Source organism: Stieleria mannarensis (assembly GCF_014154935.1).
In the GTDB taxonomy this organism is placed as follows: Bacteria; Planctomycetota; Planctomycetia; order Pirellulales; family Pirellulaceae; genus Stieleria; species Stieleria mannarensis.
In genome coordinates this window covers 98,981-117,256 of sequence record NZ_JACEHH010000005.1, presented here as the reverse complement: position 1 = coordinate 117,256, position 18,276 = coordinate 98,981, and the positions used below count along the sequence as shown (strand labels likewise).

Annotated in this window: 14 protein-coding genes; 5 read left to right on the top strand and 9 right to left on the bottom strand. The window is 60.8% G+C overall.

What is annotated here, in order from left to right:
* Window positions 1–20: 20 nt before the first annotated feature.
* The gene (locus H1B37_RS05130) at window positions 21–677 is read left to right on the top strand and encodes a PDZ domain-containing protein (RefSeq protein WP_182865554.1); all 657 of its coding nucleotides are present in this window, start codon (window positions 21–23) and stop codon (window positions 675–677) included.
* Window positions 678–847: 170 nt separating this feature from the next.
* Here H1B37_RS05130 and H1B37_RS05125 read toward each other — a convergent pair whose 3' ends face one another.
* Window positions 848–2,560 (bottom strand): hypothetical protein, encoded by a 1,713-nt coding sequence (locus H1B37_RS05125; protein WP_182865553.1) that lies wholly within the window; start codon window positions 2,558–2,560, stop codon window positions 848–850.
* A 226-nt stretch (window positions 2,561–2,786) separates the two neighbouring features.
* Between H1B37_RS05125 and H1B37_RS05120 the strand changes: the two genes are divergently transcribed.
* A complete protein-coding gene (locus H1B37_RS05120) occupies window positions 2,787–5,777 on the top strand; it encodes a response regulator (RefSeq protein ID WP_182865552.1) in 2,991 nt (996 codons plus the stop codon).
* Between the two features lie 265 nt (window positions 5,778–6,042).
* On the opposite strand, the gene H1B37_RS05115 is transcribed toward H1B37_RS05120, so the two are convergent.
* Window positions 6,043–7,341 (bottom strand): citrate synthase, encoded by a 1,299-nt coding sequence (locus H1B37_RS05115; protein WP_182865550.1) that lies wholly within the window; start codon window positions 7,339–7,341, stop codon window positions 6,043–6,045.
* Between the two features lie 512 nt (window positions 7,342–7,853).
* Between H1B37_RS05115 and H1B37_RS05110 the strand changes: the two genes are divergently transcribed.
* The 3 genes from H1B37_RS05110 (at window position 7,854) to H1B37_RS05100 (ending at window position 11,787) form a co-directional block, all read left to right on the top strand.
* Window positions 7,854–8,741, top strand: coding sequence for a hypothetical protein (locus H1B37_RS05110; RefSeq protein ID WP_182865548.1), 888 nt, complete (start codon window positions 7,854–7,856; stop codon window positions 8,739–8,741).
* 826 nt (window positions 8,742–9,567) lie between these two features.
* A complete protein-coding gene (locus tag H1B37_RS05105) occupies window positions 9,568–10,608 on the top strand; it encodes a ferrochelatase (RefSeq protein ID WP_182865547.1) in 1,041 nt (346 codons plus the stop codon).
* A 270-nt stretch (window positions 10,609–10,878) separates the two neighbouring features.
* On the top strand, window positions 10,879–11,787 hold the full coding sequence (locus tag H1B37_RS05100; RefSeq protein ID WP_182865546.1) for a tetratricopeptide repeat protein: 909 nt from the start codon (window positions 10,879–10,881) through the stop codon (window positions 11,785–11,787).
* 132 nt (window positions 11,788–11,919) lie between these two features.
* Here H1B37_RS05100 and H1B37_RS05095 read toward each other — a convergent pair whose 3' ends face one another.
* The 7 genes from H1B37_RS05095 to H1B37_RS05065 all read right to left on the bottom strand — a co-directional run bounded on the left by H1B37_RS05095 (window position 11,920) and on the right by H1B37_RS05065 (window position 18,200).
* A complete protein-coding gene (locus tag H1B37_RS05095) occupies window positions 11,920–12,813 on the bottom strand; it encodes a hypothetical protein (protein ID WP_220498049.1) in 894 nt (297 codons plus the stop codon).
* Window positions 12,814–12,949: 136 nt separating this feature from the next.
* Window positions 12,950–14,215 carry a beta-ketoacyl-ACP synthase II gene (fabF, locus tag H1B37_RS05090; protein WP_353620781.1) on the bottom strand — a complete coding sequence of 422 codons (1,266 nt, stop codon included), beginning with the start codon at window positions 14,213–14,215 and terminating at the stop codon, window positions 12,950–12,952.
* A 202-nt stretch (window positions 14,216–14,417) separates the two neighbouring features.
* Window positions 14,418–14,663, bottom strand: coding sequence for an acyl carrier protein (locus H1B37_RS05085; RefSeq protein WP_095739641.1), 246 nt, complete (start codon window positions 14,661–14,663; stop codon window positions 14,418–14,420).
* A 262-nt stretch (window positions 14,664–14,925) separates the two neighbouring features.
* Window positions 14,926–15,684 carry a 3-oxoacyl-[acyl-carrier-protein] reductase gene (fabG, locus tag H1B37_RS05080; RefSeq protein WP_182865543.1) on the bottom strand — a complete coding sequence of 253 codons (759 nt, stop codon included), beginning with the start codon at window positions 15,682–15,684 and terminating at the stop codon, window positions 14,926–14,928.
* A 60-nt stretch (window positions 15,685–15,744) separates the two neighbouring features.
* Complete coding sequence (gene fabD, locus H1B37_RS05075; RefSeq protein WP_182865542.1) at window positions 15,745–16,665, bottom strand: ACP S-malonyltransferase; 921 nt, start codon at window positions 16,663–16,665, stop codon at window positions 15,745–15,747.
* A gap of 121 nt (window positions 16,666–16,786) precedes the next feature.
* A complete protein-coding gene (gene rpmF, locus H1B37_RS05070; RefSeq protein WP_147866187.1) occupies window positions 16,787–16,969 on the bottom strand; it encodes a 50S ribosomal protein L32 in 183 nt (60 codons plus the stop codon).
* 199 nt (window positions 16,970–17,168) lie between these two features.
* Window positions 17,169–18,200: a class I SAM-dependent methyltransferase gene (locus H1B37_RS05065; RefSeq protein WP_182865540.1), complete on the bottom strand. Its 1,032-nt coding sequence runs from the start codon at window positions 18,198–18,200 to the stop codon at window positions 17,169–17,171.
* Between the last annotated feature and the right edge of the window lie 76 nt (window positions 18,201–18,276).

The window sequence follows — 18,276 nt, the reverse complement described above, 5'->3', positions numbered from 1 at the left end:
CGTTGATCGAGAAACGACCAATGTCCACGAAACCAACCACAACTGATCCCGTTTGTAACCGGCAGACACCATCATCGCGGCGCTACCGCTGGACCCTCGCGGCTATGGTTTTCGCCGCGATCTTCACTCACGCCAGTCACAAGCCCGCCACTGCCCAGGAAACCATCGTTTCCGACGACCGTGGTTCACGATCGATCGACGCAATCATCATCGAACTGGACCAATTCAAGGCAGATTCGGTTACCGATCCGGTCGATGCGGAGGCGGTCGATGGGAAGCCGGTGCTTGGCGTCTCGCTGGAAGACTCTCCGCTGGGCGTCGAGGTGGTTCGTGTGATCGATGGGATGGCTGGCGACCGAGCGGGTTTGATCGAAGGCGACAAGATCGTGGAGATTGATGAAGCGGAGATCGAGACTCCGGCGGATGCCCAAAGCGCACTCATCAACCATCCCCTGGGCTCGCCTTTGAAACTGGTCTACATCCGCAACAATCGAGAGTACGAACGCGAAATCCGATTTAGCGGAGTCGACGACGCGGAGGGACAGATCCGCCAAGCGACAACGTCTCGTGTCGCCCGTCTGGAACGTGAAGTCGCGATGCTGCGCCGGCAAATGGTTTTGATGCGAGATGCGATTCGGATACTCGCGGCAGAACATCACCACGATGTCACCGAGTAAGCGATCAACATCATTCTGCCTCGTATCATTCTGCGCTTCCCCCGCGGCCAGTGCCCGGTGTCTCATGCTAGCGGGACACGTCAGCGAGCGGCCTCCGGTCAACCGCACCTTGCCCCTTGCTTACGCGGCGGGCTGGCATTCGCGGCAAGCTGGAAGCCTAACCCACGGGTTCACAGCCCGCCTTCGAAACGACTCGGTCGCCCGTCGCCGTTGCGTTCGGCCAGTCGGCGGTACAGTCCGGTCTTCCCCGTGGTGATCGCGACGCCCACGCACAGGCACATCAAACCCGACGCGATCGGCCAGTTGATGCGTCGCAGTTTCCCGGATCGGTGCCCCTGATAGCTGAACGTCCCGCAGAACAACACCGCTTGCAACACCGCGATCGCAAGCCAACCGCGGCGACGGATCAGGAACGCATAGATCAATGACAGGATTGCCATCCCCGCGACCGCATACAGGATCACACCTCGCGGATCTTGCAGGAAGCGGAACACGATCACCGTCGCCGCAAAGCTCATCACGCCGGCGGCCAGGTAGCGCAAGAACACCGCCAGCGGAGTCTTGAAGGTCGCCCCGATCACCAGCATCGCCAGCGTGGCAAGCGCGACTCCCGCGATCAGCCCGTCGGTCTGCCGCCCATACGCATCGCCGACCATCGCGATCGTCGTCGCCGCCATGCCCGCCAACGCCGCCCACAACCAATCGGCATCGACGCGCCGCAGCGTCATCACCAACAGGATCACGCACGCGGCGGCGGGGAACATCCACGACGCCAACCCATAACTCTGGCCGATCTCCGGGATCGGCGCGGCCAGTCCCGTCACCAGCAGCGTCGTCGCGACGGCCAACGAGGCATAGCGTACGCCGCGGAGCGTCATCCACGAATAAACCAAGAAGATCATGCCCAGGGTGACTGTCAGCGAAGATCCGAACCCATAGGCCAAGTCACTTTGGATCGGCAACCAGGTCGCGCCGCCGCGGGTCGACGCGCAAAGCAACAAACCCGACGTCGAAACCATCGCCACGCCTTGTAAAGTTTGGTTGCGCTGGCCCAATCCGGCTTCGGCGACCAACACGATCACGGCGGCCAGAATCGGCAGCAACAAAAACGGTTCAAATTTCCCGGCCACTCCGTAAAAGCCGAACGACATCCAGATCGCGTGGGATCGAATGCCCGCCAACACGACCAAGACCACAAACGCCGACAGCGGATACAGCGGCCAGTTCCAGGGCGTTCCGTTTCCACGCACCGACTGCTGACCACGCCGCACCGCCGGAATCAGCAGCAAGACACTCGCGCCGATTGCCGCCGAAAACAAGACCGATCCCCAGTTGGCCAGCGAGTCGTTGCGCGTCGCGACGGCATTTCCGAGCAAGAGGGGAAATCCGATCAGAACTGCAAAATGGGCGTACAAAGCGGTCCGATACCAGAAACTCAATCGGATCCCACACGACCAGAGCACGCTTTCGACGACCAGCAACACGAGCGCCGCGGCGGCACAAGCAAACGCCCTGGCCATCGGTTGCTCCCCGATACACAGTTCGTCAAAACCCGTGGTAACGGCGACCAAACTGATCACAACGACCAGGAAGATCGACCGCGCGTCATCCCAGACGTTGGCGATTCGCACCACGCCGACACACACCACGGCCATCAGCAGCGTGTAGGCGGCAATCCCTCCGGCCATGGACAGTGACTTGTCGATCAATCCGCCGCCGGAAACGGCGAGACTTTGGCAACCGTAGATGACCAACAAACAGCTGATCAGATAGAACGGATTCTGATTGTACAGAAACCGGGCGAAAGAATCCCGGCCGGGCGGAGCGACGTTGACCGGAGAGGCAAACTCCGGCGTGGCTGCAGAATCCTGGTCACCATCCATCACACCGACCCCCTGCTTGAAAACAATTCAGTCAGGTTCACTCACCAAGCAAGGGAACCGTCAGTCAACGTGAAGAGGTTCTACGACCCTGCGACAAAATGGGTTCGCAACGTGTGCGACGTTTTTTGCCGTCGCCGAATATCGCTACAATAGCTTTTTGCCGACGAAGTTTCGCAGTGGCTGGGGGTTTGGAGTCGAATACTTCGTTCCCATTCAGTGAAACACCATGCCCGACTCAGACGCCACCACCGCAGCACGCGACGAGCCGCACGGCCGCGAGGCGACTTCCGCAGCCGATCGCCGGTCGTTCGTCACCTGGGTGCCACTTCTGGCCGCCGCATCAACTTTTGTGACGGTGCTGCTCTGTGTCTACGTTCTGAACAAGAATTCGACCCGACGGTACCAACATGAAATCCGGGCGCGGACCATACGAGATCTCGCCAACGTGCGTGGGTCCGCCGAAAAGGCGATCAACAAACGGGTCTATCTGACTTCGGGGCTAAAAGCTCATGTCTCCGTGAATCCGGACATGACGCCTCAGGAGTTTGCTGCCATCGCCGAGTTGCTGATGCAGGAATCCGACGGCATCCGCAGTGTCACGTCGATCAAGGGCGACGTGATCAATGACGTGTTTCCCCGGGAGAACAACGAAGATGCCATCGGGTTCGAGTTGCTGGAAGATCCTATTCAGCGTGCCGCAGCGAAACGTGCGATCGAAACAGGCACGCCCTGGTTGTACGGCCCCGTCGAACTGATCCAGGGCGGTGAGGCGTTTGTCTATCGGGCGCCCGTGAAGGAGACCGTTCCCGGCCAACCACCCGGCAGTGGTGACCACTGGGGAATGGTCTCCATTCTGATCGAAAAGCAAAAGCTGTTTGACGAGATTTCGGACAGTGTCCCGGAGGACCTGTTGATCGCCATCCGAGGCCGCAACGATCAGGGAGAACCCGGGGAGATCATTCATGGAGACGACGCGATACTGGGAGCCGACCCGATCGCATCGGAAATCTCGCTCCCGACCGGTATCTGGAACCTGTATGGATTGCCGACCGACGGTTGGCCGACCACGTCACCCGACGCCGCAGCGTTGCACGCCTTGGGTTTGCTGTTGGCGTTGGTCGCCGCCAGCCTGGTGTACCTGGTCGTTCAATCCAACCAGCTTTATCGCGAGTATGCACATCAGTTGGAGGTCGCCCATGTGGCATCGCAGCAAAGCGCCAAAGAGGCGACGTTGGCCAAGCTTGCGGCCGAGGAAGCGAATCGCGCCAAAAGTCAGTTCTTGGCCAGCATGAGCCACGAGATCCGGACGCCGCTAAGCGCGGTGATCGGAATCACCGAACTGCTGCTCGATACGTCGCTGCAAAAAGAACAACGCAACTATCTGAATCTGGTTCACGAATCCGGTGAGTCACTGCTGGCGGTGATCAACGACATTCTGGACTTCTCAAAAATCGAAGCCGGCAAGCTCGACTTGAACCCTGCGGCGTTTGAGATTCGAGAAAGCCTGGGCGACACGATGAAGCCCTTGGGACTACGTGCCGGGGCGAAGCAGGTGGAGTTGACGTTGCGGGTCGCCGCCGACGTGCCGGCGGTGGTCGATGGCGATGCGCACCGATTGAGACAAGTCATGGTCAACCTGGTCGGCAACGCGCTGAAGTTCACCGAACAGGGTGAAATCGCAGTCGACGTGTCGATCGATTCGATGACCGGCAGCGCGTGTGAGCTTCACGTCCAGGTCCGTGACACCGGCATCGGCATCCCCAGCGATAAGCTGTCGCATATCTTTGAGGCATTTGAACAGGCCGAGGGCGGTACCGCGCGGCGTTTTGGTGGCACCGGGTTGGGCCTGGCGATCTGTCGGCGGCTGGTCGAAATGATGGGAGGCCGGATTTGGGTGGACAGCCAACTTGGTGTCGGCAGCACGTTCCACTTCACCGTCGTATTTGGTGTCGCGGATGACACGGACGTCGCCGACCGCGACGACTTCGCAGCCTTGCAAGACTCGCGGATCTTGATCGTCGACGACCTTCCCACCAGCCTCATGATCTTGGACGAAATGGTTCGCGGTTGGGGGATGAATGCGGTCGCGGTATCCAGTGCCGACCAAGCCCTCGCGACGCTGCGTGATGCCCAGGATCGCGACGACGCGTTTCAGCTCGTTCTGACCGACGTCCACATGCCCAACCGCAGCGGATTCGATCTTGTCGGCGAAATCCGCGGCGACGCCAAGCTGAAGGGCCTACCCGTGATCGCCTGCACCGCCTACGACCAACCCGGCGATCACCAACGCTGGGATGAACTCGGCGTCCACCGTTACCTGTTGAAACCGGTCAAGGAGACAGAATTGTTCGATGCGGTTTTGGGCGTGCTGGGAACGGCGACAATGGCGACCGCGGACGAATCGCTTCAAGCAGAGAAACAGGCCGACATTCGCCCCTTGAACATCCTGTTGGCCGAAGACAACCAAGTCAATCAAACCTTGGCGATCTCCCTGCTGCGGAAATGGGGGCACACGGTCAGCTTGGCCAGCGATGGCGCCGAAGCGGTGCAGAAATGCCTGGACGGGGCGTTCGAGCTGGTGCTGATGGATGTGCAAATGCCAGAGATGGACGGCTTGGAAGCGACGCGCAAGATTCGCGAGGCGGAAAAGGAACAGGGCGGCCACGTGCCGATCATCGCCCTGACCGCCCATGCCCTGACCGGAGACCAGGAGAAGTGTCTGGACGCCGGCATGGACGGCTATGTTTCGAAACCGCTGCGCATCAAGGAACTGCGGGAAGCGATCTCACGGTTCTTTGTTGATGATTCGTCAAAGGATCTGTCTTGCGACGAAGGCGGCGCCGATCTCGACGTTCCGGCAAGCTCCGAACCGACGGATTGGTCCGCGGCGTTGGGACTGTGCGCCGGCGACCAAGCACTGCTCGTCGATATCTTGGGCGCGTTCTTGGAAGAGACACCGCGATTGATGGACGAACTGGAACAGGCGCTTGTCGATGTTGACTGCCAGGGCGCCAAACGCACCGCCCACACGCTCAAGGGCGCTTTGAGGGCGCTCGGCTTGGAATCGATGGGCGAACTCGCCTTTCAAATCGAACAGCAGGCCAGCGATGGTTCACTCAGCGACACTGGCCCCATCGCGATCCGGCTTCGCAGGCAGCTCGATGTCGCGGTCGCCGACGCCCGCCGGATGGTTGATGGGGGGCAAGTCGCCAAGTGAATCTCAGGTGCTAGATCGATGTGATGCTGTCTGCCTGGACAACGCCACTTTGACGCAGCGACGCTCGTCAGAGCGTGGGGATCCGCGGCGATCCTGGCATCGCAGTCCGCTGCAGCTTCTTGTTCGGGTTCGTGTCGTAGCGGAAGCCGCCAAGGCTTTCGGCCTCCCAACGCGGCGTCGCCGCGCCGGCGCGAAACTCTTGGCGAGTTCCGCTACTCGAGAACCACGCTGCGGCGGACTACTAAAATCCAACTGAACCAACGCACTAGCGCCAGTCCATCGGAACATAATCGCGTGTCGTCGGCCCGCTGTAGATTTGTCGTGGCCGGTAGATCCGACTGTTGCTGTCGTGCACCTCTTTCCAATGCGCGATCCAGCCCGGCATCCGGCCGATCGCAAACATCACGGTGTACATGTTGACCGGGATCCCGATCGCTCGCAGCAGGATCCCGGAGTAGAAGTCGACGTTGGGATAAAGGTTGCGGCTGACAAAATAGTCATCGCTCAGTGCGATCTCCTCCAGCTCTTTGGCGATTTCTAACAACGGATCGTTGCGTCCCAATTTGCCCAGCACCTTGGGGACGTGGCGACGAAGGATCTCCGCCCGCGGGTCATAGCTTTTGTAGACCCCGTGACCGAACCCGTAAAGTTTCTCCTTCTTTTGCTTCACACGCTCGATTAAATCTTTGACGCTGACGCCGGAACTCTTGATCCGCTTCAGTTGTTCCATCACGGCCACATTGGCTCCCCCGTGCAGCGGCCCCCACAGCGCACAAACGCCAGCGGAACAGGACGCGAACAAGTTTGCCCCCGAGGAGCCCACCATCCGCACCGTCGATGTGCTGCAGTTCTGTTCGTGGTCGGCGTGCAAAATCAGGAACAAGGTCAATGCCCGAACGACGTCGGGATCCGGCTCATAATCCCGATGGGGTGTCGAAAACATCAGGTGCAGGAAGTTACGGCAATAGCTCAGATCCGGCCGCGGATACATCAGCGGCTGACCGAGCGATGTCTTGTAGGCATAGGCGGCGACGGTTCGGATTTTCGAGATCAAGCGGGCTGCCGCGTTTTCGAACGTCGCTTCGTCTTCCATCACCATCACGTCGGTGTTGTAACATGACAGCGTGTTGATCATCGACGACAGAATCGCCATCGGGTGGCCATGAGTCGGGTAACCCAAAAACGAGTTCCGCATCCCTTCATGAATCATCTCGTGCTCGGTCAACAGCGAGCGAAAGTGTGCCAGATGTTCGGCCGAGGGGAGTTCGCCATAGATCAGCAGCAGCGCGGTTTCGATGAAGTTGGATGATTCGGCGAGCTGCTCGATCGGGATCCCGCGGTAACGCAGCACGCCTTCTTCACCGTTGATGAAAGTGATCCCGGACCGGACCGAACCGGTGTTGCGGTAGCCTTCGTCCAGCGTGATCACGCCCGTCTTGCTACGCAGGGTGGAGATGTCGATCGCCCGTTCGTTTTCGGTTCCAGTGACCAGCGGCAATTCGACTCGAGCGTCGCCAAGGTTCAGTTCAGTGGTTTCCGCGGAATCGATGGTTTCTGCACTCATTGGGCCGGCTGGGGATGGTAAGGATCGCGATGGGAGACGAGTGAACGACAACAGAAAGCATCTCCCGTGCCGTTGCTCCGCCGTCCCGCCGGCCTTGCAGCGTGTGCTTTTACGCACACGCGAAAATGCCAGAAAAGACGCCCAGCGGGGTGATCTGCAGCCGCAGCTGAGCAACTGTGGCACACGTGTCGACCATCCGCGTTACCCCACGTCGCCCGAAATCTGTGCAACCGTTGCTGACGGACAAGGCAGATCCAAGCCGCTCGCTAACCGGGCTGTCGATTAAATCAACAGGCCGTAACGCTTCCCGCTGGCATGCCCTCCGCTCGTTCCGAGGCTCCACCCGGGCTGCGCAAAATCGTTCTGCCCCGAATCATTCTGCCATCCTTCTACTTATTCTCACCGGCTCGACAGGACGCCCTCTTTGACGGCTGCCTTTGGCTGAGCGAACAATCGAGCCAATTCGATCCCTTTCCCGGCCAGACGAATCAGCCATGAACTCGAACACTCGCATGCCCCGATTCTCGACGGTTGTCTTCTTCGTCACGGTCGCGGCCCTGGTAGCCGGACTCGGCTGGGTGATCGCCGCCCGCCGTGCACTGGACGATCGTGTCGAAGCGACGAAGGGAGAGCTTGCCGAACTCAATCAACAGAGTCGACTCAACCAGGAACAGGCTCGTCAACATGACCATGACAAGCGAGTGGTGTGGGCCGTGCTTCGGCAATGCCGTTCGGCCGATGATGTCGGGCCCTTGGGTGGCGACCGCATCCTTTCCATTATGAAAGACGGCGACTCCGTCACGTTCTATGTCCCCGAAGGTGGCCATCGATTGACCGTGGACATCTCGTGGACCGTCACGCCCAAGAGAGACCAGACGATCCGGGCACCGGCTTCAGCGGCCAAGGAAAGCGAGATTCAACCGGGCGAGAAAACGTGGTCCGTTCCCCTGCTGGCCGAACACGGTTATCGATTTCAGATTCTGGGTTCATTCTCGGAAGAAGCACCGATGCAATGGGAGCTGTCCAGCGACGCAACCGATTTTGAAACCCACCGCCAGACCGTGCCGCTGTTTCCGTTTCGATCCGTTGGCGGGGCGTGGAGCACCCATCGCAATGCCGTGTTTTCGAATCAAGTCGGGATTTGGCAACTGATCCGCCACCCCGGCGTACCATTCGTTCCAATTCCGCTTCGAATCGCCGCATGGACCAAGCACGGGCTCGGCGAAGATGATAACACCGATATCAAAATCAACTTCGGATTGTCACTCCACTCCGACAACCCACCGGTCCTGTCGGCGAGCGACGTGGAAACCAGTTGGAACCCTCAACGGGGCGACCGTGTCGGCGAATACCGTGTCGGCGAATACCTGGGCGGTGGACGGTATCGTGCCCAGCTGTGACAAGCGGGGCGGCAACGAATCGAACGGGCATCGGTAAAACGGAATGCAGCAACCGTTGGTGTTTAACCTTGAGGCGATTCCCGGTCGCTGGGGCGCAGCGTCCCAGGCGGCTAAAGGGACCGTCCAGCTCGGGGTGACCGTTTTCTGGTATGAGACAGCCCTTTCGGGCCATCGCCGGCAGGTCTCTCCGCCACGACCAACGAAACGAAGACCAACGAAACGAAGTCGAACAATCGTCGGCGCGGTGCGGAATTTCAAGTCGCAGCCTGGCAGCTGTTTTGCCAGCATGGACGTTTTTATGCCACGCCTTACCGGTGCACACCCGTTCTCGAATCGAGACGATTTAGGTGGCGGTGAACGACCTCATGCTGGGGACCGGTGGGAACTTGATGTTGCCCGACTTTCTGCCGGGGCGCGACTTTCGCAGCGAATTTCCTTTGCCGCAAGCGTGTCGGCGGCGAGCGTGCACCAGGTTTTTGATCAGTTTCGATTCTCTCAAATCGAGACGTTCATCGAGGATTGCGACTCGAATAGAATTCAAGACCAGCAAGAAACTGAGCAGAAATAGCGACGCGATCAAAATCCAACCCATGGTGTCCCTCCAGCCCAAGACGTCGTACCGGGAAGCTCCGCAAGGAGGTGCATTTTTTGTGCCAATTGTTAACCTTCCGTCCCTCTGTCCTTACTGAGACGCATCAACGTGTCCTCCATCGACACCCGGACGGCTAGTCGCGCGTTCACCGGTCGGTGCCCCACTGACATCCGGATTGACCATCGGTGAGAATGACGCTGACGCCCGATTCCTTCCGCCCCTTTCCCCCTGTCAATGTCTGAACAAGCTTTGCCCTACGATTCGTTCTTGCTGGTTTCCTTCGGCGGCCCGGAAGGCCCCGAGGATGTCATGCCCTTCCTCGAAAACGTGCTGCGTGGGAAGAACGTGCCACGTCAGCGGATGCTGGAAGTCGCCGAGCACTACAAGAGTTTTGGCGGCGTCAGCCCGATCAACCAACAGAACCGCGAGCTGCTGGCGGCGATCGAGACGGAGTTCGGAGCCAACGGAATCGATTTGCCGGTGTACTGGGGCAATCGGAATTGGCACCCGCTGTTCCCGGATACGCTGCGGCAGATGAAGGCCGACGGGTGCAAACGGGCAATCGCGTTTTTCACCAGCATGTTCAGTTGTTACAGCGGTTGCCGCCAGTACCGCGAAAACATCATCGCGGCTCAGCAAGAGGTCGGTGAGGGGGCGCCGATGGTCGACAAGGTGCGGATGGGGTTCAACCATCCCGACTTCATCAACACCCTGGCGGAGAGTGTTGGCAAGTCGCTGGCGGAATTGGAAGCCGAGCCCGAGGCCGCGACGGTGTTGTTTACCGCGCACAGCATTCCGATGGGGATGGCTGACAATTGTGACTATGTCAAACAACTGACCGAAGCGTCGCGTCTGGTCGCCCAGGCGGCGGGGGTCGACAAGTGGCGTTTGGTCTACCAAAGCCGTAGCGGTCCGCCGCAGCAGCCTTGGTTGGAGCCGGACGTGTGCGACACGATCGCCGCGATGGACGATGCGGGGGACAAGCCACAGTACTTGGTGATCATGCCGATCGGCTTTGTCAGCGACCACATGGAGGTGCTGTACGATTTGGATGACGAAGCTGCATCGCTCTGTCGAGAGCGCGGCATTGCGATGAGCCGTGCCGCAACCCCAGGCACGAGTACCAGTTTTGTTAGCATGATTCGCAAGCTGGTGGAGGAGCGAATCGGGCGCCGCGAGCAGCGGGATGCGGTCGGTGACCTGGGCCCTTGGCACGACGTCTGTCCGGCCGACTGCTGCCTTTACACGCCGCGGCGGCCACCGGTGCGAGCGTAGCGTTCCGTTCCCTTTCGACGTCCGGGGTTCGTGGTTGATTCGCGAGACGGCGTCAGGGCAAGCGGTAGTGGACCACGCGAGGAGTCCCCGCGGTGCGCAATCAGAATGGACCCGTCGCCTCGTCCACTACCCAAAACCGAGCTGCACCCGAAACGCTCTTGACTCGATCGGCCCGGATTTCTTATCGCCTGGGGCATGCTTTCTGATCGTATTTGCCGACTGAAATTTGCCCTGCTGGTGGTGTGTTTCACGCCGCTTTGTGGTTGTCGCATGGGAGCTCCGATTCATGTCTGGGCACCGCCGACGCTGCAATCAACGGTCGGGCATTCGGTGATGGTGCCAAAGATTGTCGGCCCCCGTGAGCTGGCCGATCCGATTCACGAGAAACTGTTGCAGGCGGCGCCGAGCGACACCGGACGATCGACTCGATTGGTTTCTGCCGAACAAGCCAGCCGATCGGCGACGGAGGGCGATTCGGGGATTTCCCTGGTATCCTACTGCGGCGACGACGAGAGTGATTTGGCGCTGGCAAAAACCGCGCAGCAAAGCCACATCGACTTTATCCTGCGCGGCGAGATCCTGCCGGACCCTCGGCCGCGATCGATCACCGAAGCGGGCAAGCGATTGACCGTCTCTTGGCGATTGAGTTCGGTCGGTGCGGACCGACAGGCTCAGTCCGCCGGGCGGCCGCTGGGCCAACCGATCGTCGTGGAATTGGAATCCGCCTTCAAACGCTATCCCGATTTGGCTTTGGCCGCTGATCAGGACGCGGCATTGCAGGCGGCGGTCGTTCGTGACACCCTGCCGTTGATCACCCCGACGGTCTGGCGTGATCGGGTGCAGTTGGAGATCCCCTACTTGCTGCCGGGCACGCAAGGCATTCGCCAGGGCAACGCGTTGGCGGTCGCCGGCCGCTGGGGCGAGGCGGAAGCGAAGTGGCAGGAGGTCCGTGATCGCTATCCGTTCTCCTCGGTCGCAGTCCACAATCTGGCGATCGCCGCGGTCGCCCGCCAAGATTTTGGCCAGGCCCGATCGCTGGCGCGGCGTGCCGTGCGGATGAAGCCGACCAAGCTGCATCAGCAAACCTTGGTCTGGGTCGAGCGCACCCAGCGCGCCTATCACGAAGCCTTCGGCTTGTCCGATCCGCCCGAGGGCTGGTCGGTGACGCGCGAGCCGTGACCTTTCGATCACAAACTGAGCCGTCGGCGCTAGCCTCGGGCCCTGCAAGTCTTGAAGGGCGATCCAAGGCCCGCGGCGAGCGCCGTCGGCTCATCGAGTCATGCACCACCTTCTGGCGAAGGTAGTTACTGTTTACTCGGGCAGATTCAGGCGATGCTTGTTTTGCTCGTAGAACTTGGTGATGTCCAGTGACGCCCGCCGCTCCTCTTCCATCAGTTGGATCCGCGCTTCCAGCCGTTCGATCCGCCGGGCCATTTGTGGAATCAATTCCTGGGTCGTGTCGGCCGGGGCGGGCTTGGGGACGGCGGGGTAACCGAGATGCCGTTGCAGGGCGCTGAACAGATACAGCGGATCTTTGCGGCGATTGGCCAGTGCAATCCGGCCTTCCTTTTGACCGAACAGGAAGGGGCCTTTGTCTTCGGTCGGTTTGCCGGCCGCGTCAAGTTTTTCGCGATAGTCTTCGCTGACCAGAAAGACCAGATCGGCGAAGTCGACCAGCCCGATCTGGGCTCTCAGCCCCAGGATCCAGCGGCTCCAGCGGTCGTCATAGATCGGGTCCCCACTCATCGCCGTCAAACCGCGATCGTAGGAGAGGCGGTTTCGGCACAGCACCTCGAACTGATAAAAGAACATCCCGGCCGGGGTGGCCTTTTCGACCCGGTACTCGGCCTCGGCCTGCATGACCTTGAAGGCGGTGTTCATCATGAACCGCCCGGTATCGAGTTCGCTTTGGTCGATCAGGTAGGTTTGGAACGGCGTGAAGTAGTGGGCCAGTTGCCGCATCGCCGGGCCGAGCAACCCGGAGTGCCGGACCTCGGTCAGCATGTACTCCATCGCCATCGGCAATCGAGTGGTCGCGAGGACCTCATGCCGCAGTTGTTCCAGCAGGTCCTGAATCGGGAATTGGCCGCCGGCTTGTTCGTGTAGCAGGTCGAACAGGTGGGCCTGTTCGATGTATTCCTCGCGATCGAGGATCTGGCCCCGCTCGGGCGGCCGGGTCGGCTGTTTAAGGTTCAGACGTGGCATGCCAATAGGGTAACAACCGATGCGGTGTTCGGGTCACGCCACGCGGTGGCGACGCTCGATGCGAGCGTGGAACTGGGGAACCACCTTCTGGCGAAGGCGGCTACGTTTTACCCGAACGTTAGGCGAGGATCGAAGACTAGCCGTCGAAGCGGCCAACAACGATACAGGCGTTGTGTCCGCCGAACCCGAAGCTGTTGCTCATCGCGATTTTGACGGCCCGCGACTTGGCTTGGTTGGCCGTGTAATCGAGATCGCAATCGGGATCGGGTGTTTCCAGGTTGATGGTCGGCGCGATGGTTTCCGACTCGATGGTTTTGCACAAAATCACCGCCTCGACGCCTCCGCTGGCACCGAGGGAGTGGCCCAGAGCGGACTTGGTGCTGCTGACGCTGACCTGGTAGGCGGCGTCACCGAAGACGCGTTTGATCGCGGTGGTTTCGGCTTTGTCGCCCAGCGGCGTGCTGGTGCCGTGGGCATTGATGTAGTCGACCTGTGCCGGCTGGACACGGGCGTCGGCGAGGGCCGCCGTCATCGCGGCGGCGGCGCCGATGCCGTCGGCGTCGGGGGCGGTGATGTGGCCGGCGTCACTGGTGGTTCCGTACCCGAGCACTTCGCCATAGATCTTGGCACCGCGTTTCTTGGCGTGCTCAAGTTCTTCGAACACCAACACGCCGGCGCCTTCGCCGAGCACGAATCCGTCGCGATCGACGTCAAAGGGTCGACTGGCCTTGGTGGGTTCGTCGTTCCGCGTCGAAAGCGCTTTCATGTTCTGGAAGGCGGCCAATCCCATTCGGGTCAGCGCCGCTTCGCTGCCGCCGGTGATGACCAGATCGGTTTCGTTGAGCCGGATGCTGCGCAGCGCATCGCCCATCGCGTTGGTCGCGCTGGCACAGGCCGTCGCGACGGCATAATTGGGGCCTTTCAGCCCGTAGGTGATCGACAGGTTCCCGCCGGCGGCGTTGACCATCATCTTGGGGACCGTGAACGGGCTGACCCGCGACGGGCCTTTGGTCAACATCCGTTCGATTTGGTTTTCGATTTCGATCAGGCCCCCGATGCCGCTGCCCAGGATGACGCCGCAGCGGGTGCGGTCGAGCGTGGCGAAATCGACCCCTGAATCCGTGACGGCTTGATGGCCGGCGTGGACGGCGAATTGGGTGAAGCGATCCAAACGCTTGGCTTCGCGGGGATCGACCACACCGTCAAGCGTGAAGTTCCAAACCTCGCCCGCAAAGTGGACTTTGTAATCCGACGTGTCCAGCAATTCGATCTTCCCCACGCCGCTTTCTCCGGCGACCAAGCGGTCCCAGGTCGTGGGAACGTCCAGGGCGAGCGGAGTGACGGCGCCGATGCCAGTGATGACCACACGGCGATCACCTCGGAAAACTGGTGGTTGTGACACGGTGTCGGATGAACCCTGGGTCATCGTGAGGCCTTCAAGTGATCAATACTGCGAACGTGCGACAGCGGCGACGTTCGAGGAGTCCGAATGAAAAAATGCCGCCCACGATTGATCGGCAAACGGGCCCGGTGGGCCGGTGTACCATCTGACCATGAGGCGGCAATGCGTATGAACAACGGTGTGCAAACGAGGGCGGAGAGAATCAGGCGTCTTCGCCCTTGGCGTTCTCGATGAAATCCACAGCCTCGCCAACCTTCTGAATCTTTTCTGCAGCTTCGTCAGGAATGCTGATGTTGAATTCCTCTTCAAGCTCCATCACGAGTTCGACGGTATCCAACGAATCGGCACCCAGGTCGTTCACGAAGGACGTTTCGCGGCTGATTTTGTCTTTTTCGACACCAAGTTGTTCAGCAACGATATCGACCACGCGTTCTTCGACGGTAGCCATAAGCAATCTCCAATGGTTTGATCGGCAAAGGGAAGTTATCGAGGGAACGAAACGCCCCTCATCTGTAGGGAGGAACGAGACGGCAAGGGTTGGAGCCCGGAGACGCTTCGTTGATTCGCCGAAAAGATAGGGGAAACAAGCAAAAGACGTCAATATCCCGGGATTCTGCACTCGCCAACTCGGTCGTGTTTTCAGGCGTGACAAGGGCGTCGATCACCGCCGCGACGCCCGCGGACGGGAATCGGGCCGTCGGATCGACCGGTTAGCCGGTGATGCCCCCGTCGACGACAATCGTTTGTCCGGAAATGTAACCGGCGTCGCGAGAGGCCAGGAAAAGCACTGCCGCGGCGACATCTTCGGGGTTTCCGATACGTTTAGCCGGGATCGTTTTGACGACTTCGTCCAAAATCCCGGTCGGAATCGCGTCGGTCATCTCGCTGGCGATGAAGCCCGGGGCGACCGCATTGACGGTGACGCCGCGATTGACCAATTCCTTGCTCATCGTTCGCGTCATGCCGATCATCCCGGCTTTGCTGGCCGAGTAATTCGCTTGGCCTTGGTTGCCCATCAGCCCCGAGATGCTGGCCATGTTGATGATCCGGCCGTATTTCTTCTTGCGCATGATCCCTGCCGCGGCGCGACAGCAGACGAAGCAGCTGGTCAGGTTGGTCGCAATCACACTGTCCCACTCTTCGTCGCTCATTCCACGCATCGTTTTGTCGCGGGTGATGCCGGCGTTGTTGACCAGGATGTCCAGTCGGCCGTGCTCCTTGGCGACCCCTTCGATCGCGGCGGCGGTCGCTTGGCGGTCGGTCACGTCACAGGCCAGTGGGATCCCCTTGCCGCCGGCGGCTTCGATTTCGGCGACCGTCGCGGCCAGCTTTTCGGCGTTTCGCGCCAGGCAGGCGACCGTCGCGCCGTTGGCGCCCAGGGCGACCGCGACGGCTTTGCCCAATCCTTGCGACGCGCCGGTGACGATCGCAACTTGGCCGGACAGGTCGGCTTTGAGTGTCAATTCCATGTTTCTTGGTTTGGGGGGGGAAAGGAATGTCGTGTGGGAGCGGGAAAGAGGCCGCGACGTTTATTCGTCGCCGAAGCCATCGGTGGGGATTTTACGCTGAATTCGCTTGAGCGTGCCCCGCAGCACACGCCCCGTGCCGGCTTCCAAAAAGCCTTCGATCCCGTCGGCGATCATGCGGCGGATGCTGGCCTCCCACATCACCGGCTGGGTGACTTGGCGGCTGAGCAGGTCACGGATCTCGTCGGCCGATTGGTGCGGTGCCGCGTCGACGTTGCTGTAGACCGGGATTCGGGTGTCACGAATGGGGATTTCGGCCAAGGCTTGCTGAAGCGACTGGACCGCCGGTTCCATCAGCGAGGTATGGAACGCGCCGGCGACCGACAGCGGCACCACCTTCATCGCCCCGGCTTCCAATGCGGCCGGTTGCAACCGCTCGATCGCCGTCAGGTGTCCGGACACGGCGATGTTTCCCGGACACAGCAAATTGGCCGGACGCAGCACTTCGTCTGCCTCGCGAACCTCGTCACAGAGCGTTTGCAGTGCCTCCAATTCCATCCCCAGCACGCTGGCCATCCCGCTCTTGACCGCATCGGACGCCGCTTGCATCGCTTGGCCGCGGCGTTGGACCAGTCGTAGGGCATCGGCAAAGTCCAGTCCGTCGGCAAAGCAAACCGCGGTGTACTCGCCCAGGCTCAGTCCCGCGGTCGCCGTGATGTTGCTGATCCGCTCGGGGTGCTCGGCGGCCAAAACGCGTGCCGCCGCGATGCCCACGGTGAACAACGCCGGCTGGCAGAATTCTGTCGCATCGAGCTTTTCCGCGGGGCCGTTCTGGCACAAGTCCGCCAGATCGTAACCGAGTACCTCGCCCGCCTCGGCGAACAAGTCTTTTGCGATCGAATAGTTCTCGCACAGCCATCGGCCCATGCCGACGCCCTGCGCCCCCTGGCCCGGAAATAGAATCCCGGCGGAATTTACGTCCATTGGTAACAGCCGCTCAAAAAGAAAACCGCCGAGCGAGATCGTGCGGCGCATCACAACAGGACACGATGCACCACGGCGCGGCGGAAGGCGTCAAAAAGAATCGATCAAACGCGACGGTCGACTATTCGTCGGTCGGCTCGACAACGGTACGCCCCTGGTAATAACCACATTTGGGGCAGATCGCGTGTGTCGGCACCGAGCTGCTGCACTGCGGGCAATAGGCAATTTGGCGTTTCTTGACGCGATCGTGGCTGCGGCGTTTGCCGGTTCGACTGTTGCTGTGTTTTCGCTTGGGGACAGCCATGGCTGCTTGGGGGGTAAGGATGGAGTGGACGCTAAAATCAATTTTTGGCTCAGCATCGTAGAAACGCCGAGCCAGTTTCGTCAATCCACGATCGGAAAAAAGGGCCGGCGAGAAGAAAAGTAGCCCTCGCGCCGCGATCCGCAGCAGGCCGCAATCCGGGGTCGCCCTGGCATTGATGCATCGATTGCAGAAGCACCCCCTACGGCCTTGCCGCGACCATCATGCCCAGCCCCGCTTCGCTGGCGGCCAGGTAGGTGAATTGGATTTCGCCCAGCCCCGCGGCCAAAAACATTGCTTGGCATTCGCGCAGATCCCGCACCCGGCCCTCGGGGGTCGCCAGGTGGACGGACAATCGCCCCAGCGATTCCTTCAATCCGGCTCGGCTGGGGCCGAGATAGAAGTCCGGTACGGCGATCCGGCCGCCCGGCTTCAAGGCTGTGGCAGCCTTTTGCAGCAGACCGGCGGCCTGGTCATCGGAGTATCCCGACAGCGATTGGGCCAGCACGACGAGGTCAAACTGTTGCTCGCCGACGGTCGCCGCCAGCGGATCGCTTTCGATCGTGCGAAATCGGTCGCTCAGCCCGATCGAATCGGCGGTGCTCAGGGCCGCCTTGAGCGCGGCCGCATCGTCAACGGCCACGACCGTCGCCCCCGCGTCGCGATGGGCAAACGCACAACTCCACACCGCCGAGCCACAGCCCAGGTCCAAAATCCGTGGGCCGGGCGTGGCTGATTCGCCGCCGATGTCCAAAATCTCCGCCGCCTGCATCGCCGCGGCGGTGTGAATCCACTGGGTCGCGGCGATCCGGGCGCGATAGGCGGCGGCGTCCGCCTCCGCCGGACCGCTGTTGTTCAATCGACCGACCAGACGTTCCCAGCGGCTGTCCCCTAGATCGTCGTCGTACTGGCAAAGCAAATGCCCGGCCCGGGCCAGGGCGAAATCCTCTTCATACTGCTCGACAAACCCGATCGCGACCAACCCGTCCAGCAACAGCCTGGTCGTCTCGGCCGACAGCGACAGCGATTGGCAAAGCTCGTCCAGCGTGTGCTGTTTTTCTCGCAGGCGAGCCGTGATCCCGGACTGCCGTGCCGCCCGCATCAAATGCGCCGCCGCGTTCGTCTGCATCCAATTCTCGTACTGCTGGATCGTGCGATCGCCGGCCGCACGGACGGCGGACGCCTGGTTCGCTTGGGCTTGTTCGGGGTTGGGGCTCTCGGGATTGGGGTTCATGGGGTGGATTTGATACTGCGGGGAAGAAACGCGTCACGCCCAACAACGGTAACCGATCAACGGCAGGATGCTCACC

Coding starts and splice junctions, on each gene's coding strand:
- H1B37_RS05130 (WP_182865554.1), top strand. CDS start 21: ATGTCCACGAAACCAACCACAACTGATCCCGTTTGTAACCGGCAGACA.
- H1B37_RS05125 (WP_182865553.1), bottom strand. CDS start 2,560: ATGGATGGTGACCAGGATTCTGCAGCCACGCCGGAGTTTGCCTCTCCG.
- H1B37_RS05120 (WP_182865552.1), top strand. CDS start 2,787: ATGCCCGACTCAGACGCCACCACCGCAGCACGCGACGAGCCGCACGGC.
- H1B37_RS05115 (WP_182865550.1), bottom strand. CDS start 7,341: ATGAGTGCAGAAACCATCGATTCCGCGGAAACCACTGAACTGAACCTT.
- H1B37_RS05110 (WP_182865548.1), top strand. CDS start 7,854: ATGCCCCGATTCTCGACGGTTGTCTTCTTCGTCACGGTCGCGGCCCTG.
- H1B37_RS05105 (WP_182865547.1), top strand. CDS start 9,568: ATGTCTGAACAAGCTTTGCCCTACGATTCGTTCTTGCTGGTTTCCTTC.
- H1B37_RS05100 (WP_182865546.1), top strand. CDS start 10,879: ATGGGAGCTCCGATTCATGTCTGGGCACCGCCGACGCTGCAATCAACG.
- H1B37_RS05095 (WP_220498049.1), bottom strand. CDS start 12,813: ATGCCACGTCTGAACCTTAAACAGCCGACCCGGCCGCCCGAGCGGGGC.
- H1B37_RS05085 (WP_095739641.1), bottom strand. CDS start 14,663: ATGGCTACCGTCGAAGAACGCGTGGTCGATATCGTTGCTGAACAACTT.
- fabG (WP_182865543.1), bottom strand. CDS start 15,684: ATGGAATTGACACTCAAAGCCGACCTGTCCGGCCAAGTTGCGATCGTC.
- fabD (WP_182865542.1), bottom strand. CDS start 16,665: ATGGACGTAAATTCCGCCGGGATTCTATTTCCGGGCCAGGGGGCGCAG.
- rpmF (WP_147866187.1), bottom strand. CDS start 16,969: ATGGCTGTCCCCAAGCGAAAACACAGCAACAGTCGAACCGGCAAACGC.
- H1B37_RS05065 (WP_182865540.1), bottom strand. CDS start 18,200: ATGAACCCCAATCCCGAGAGCCCCAACCCCGAACAAGCCCAAGCGAAC.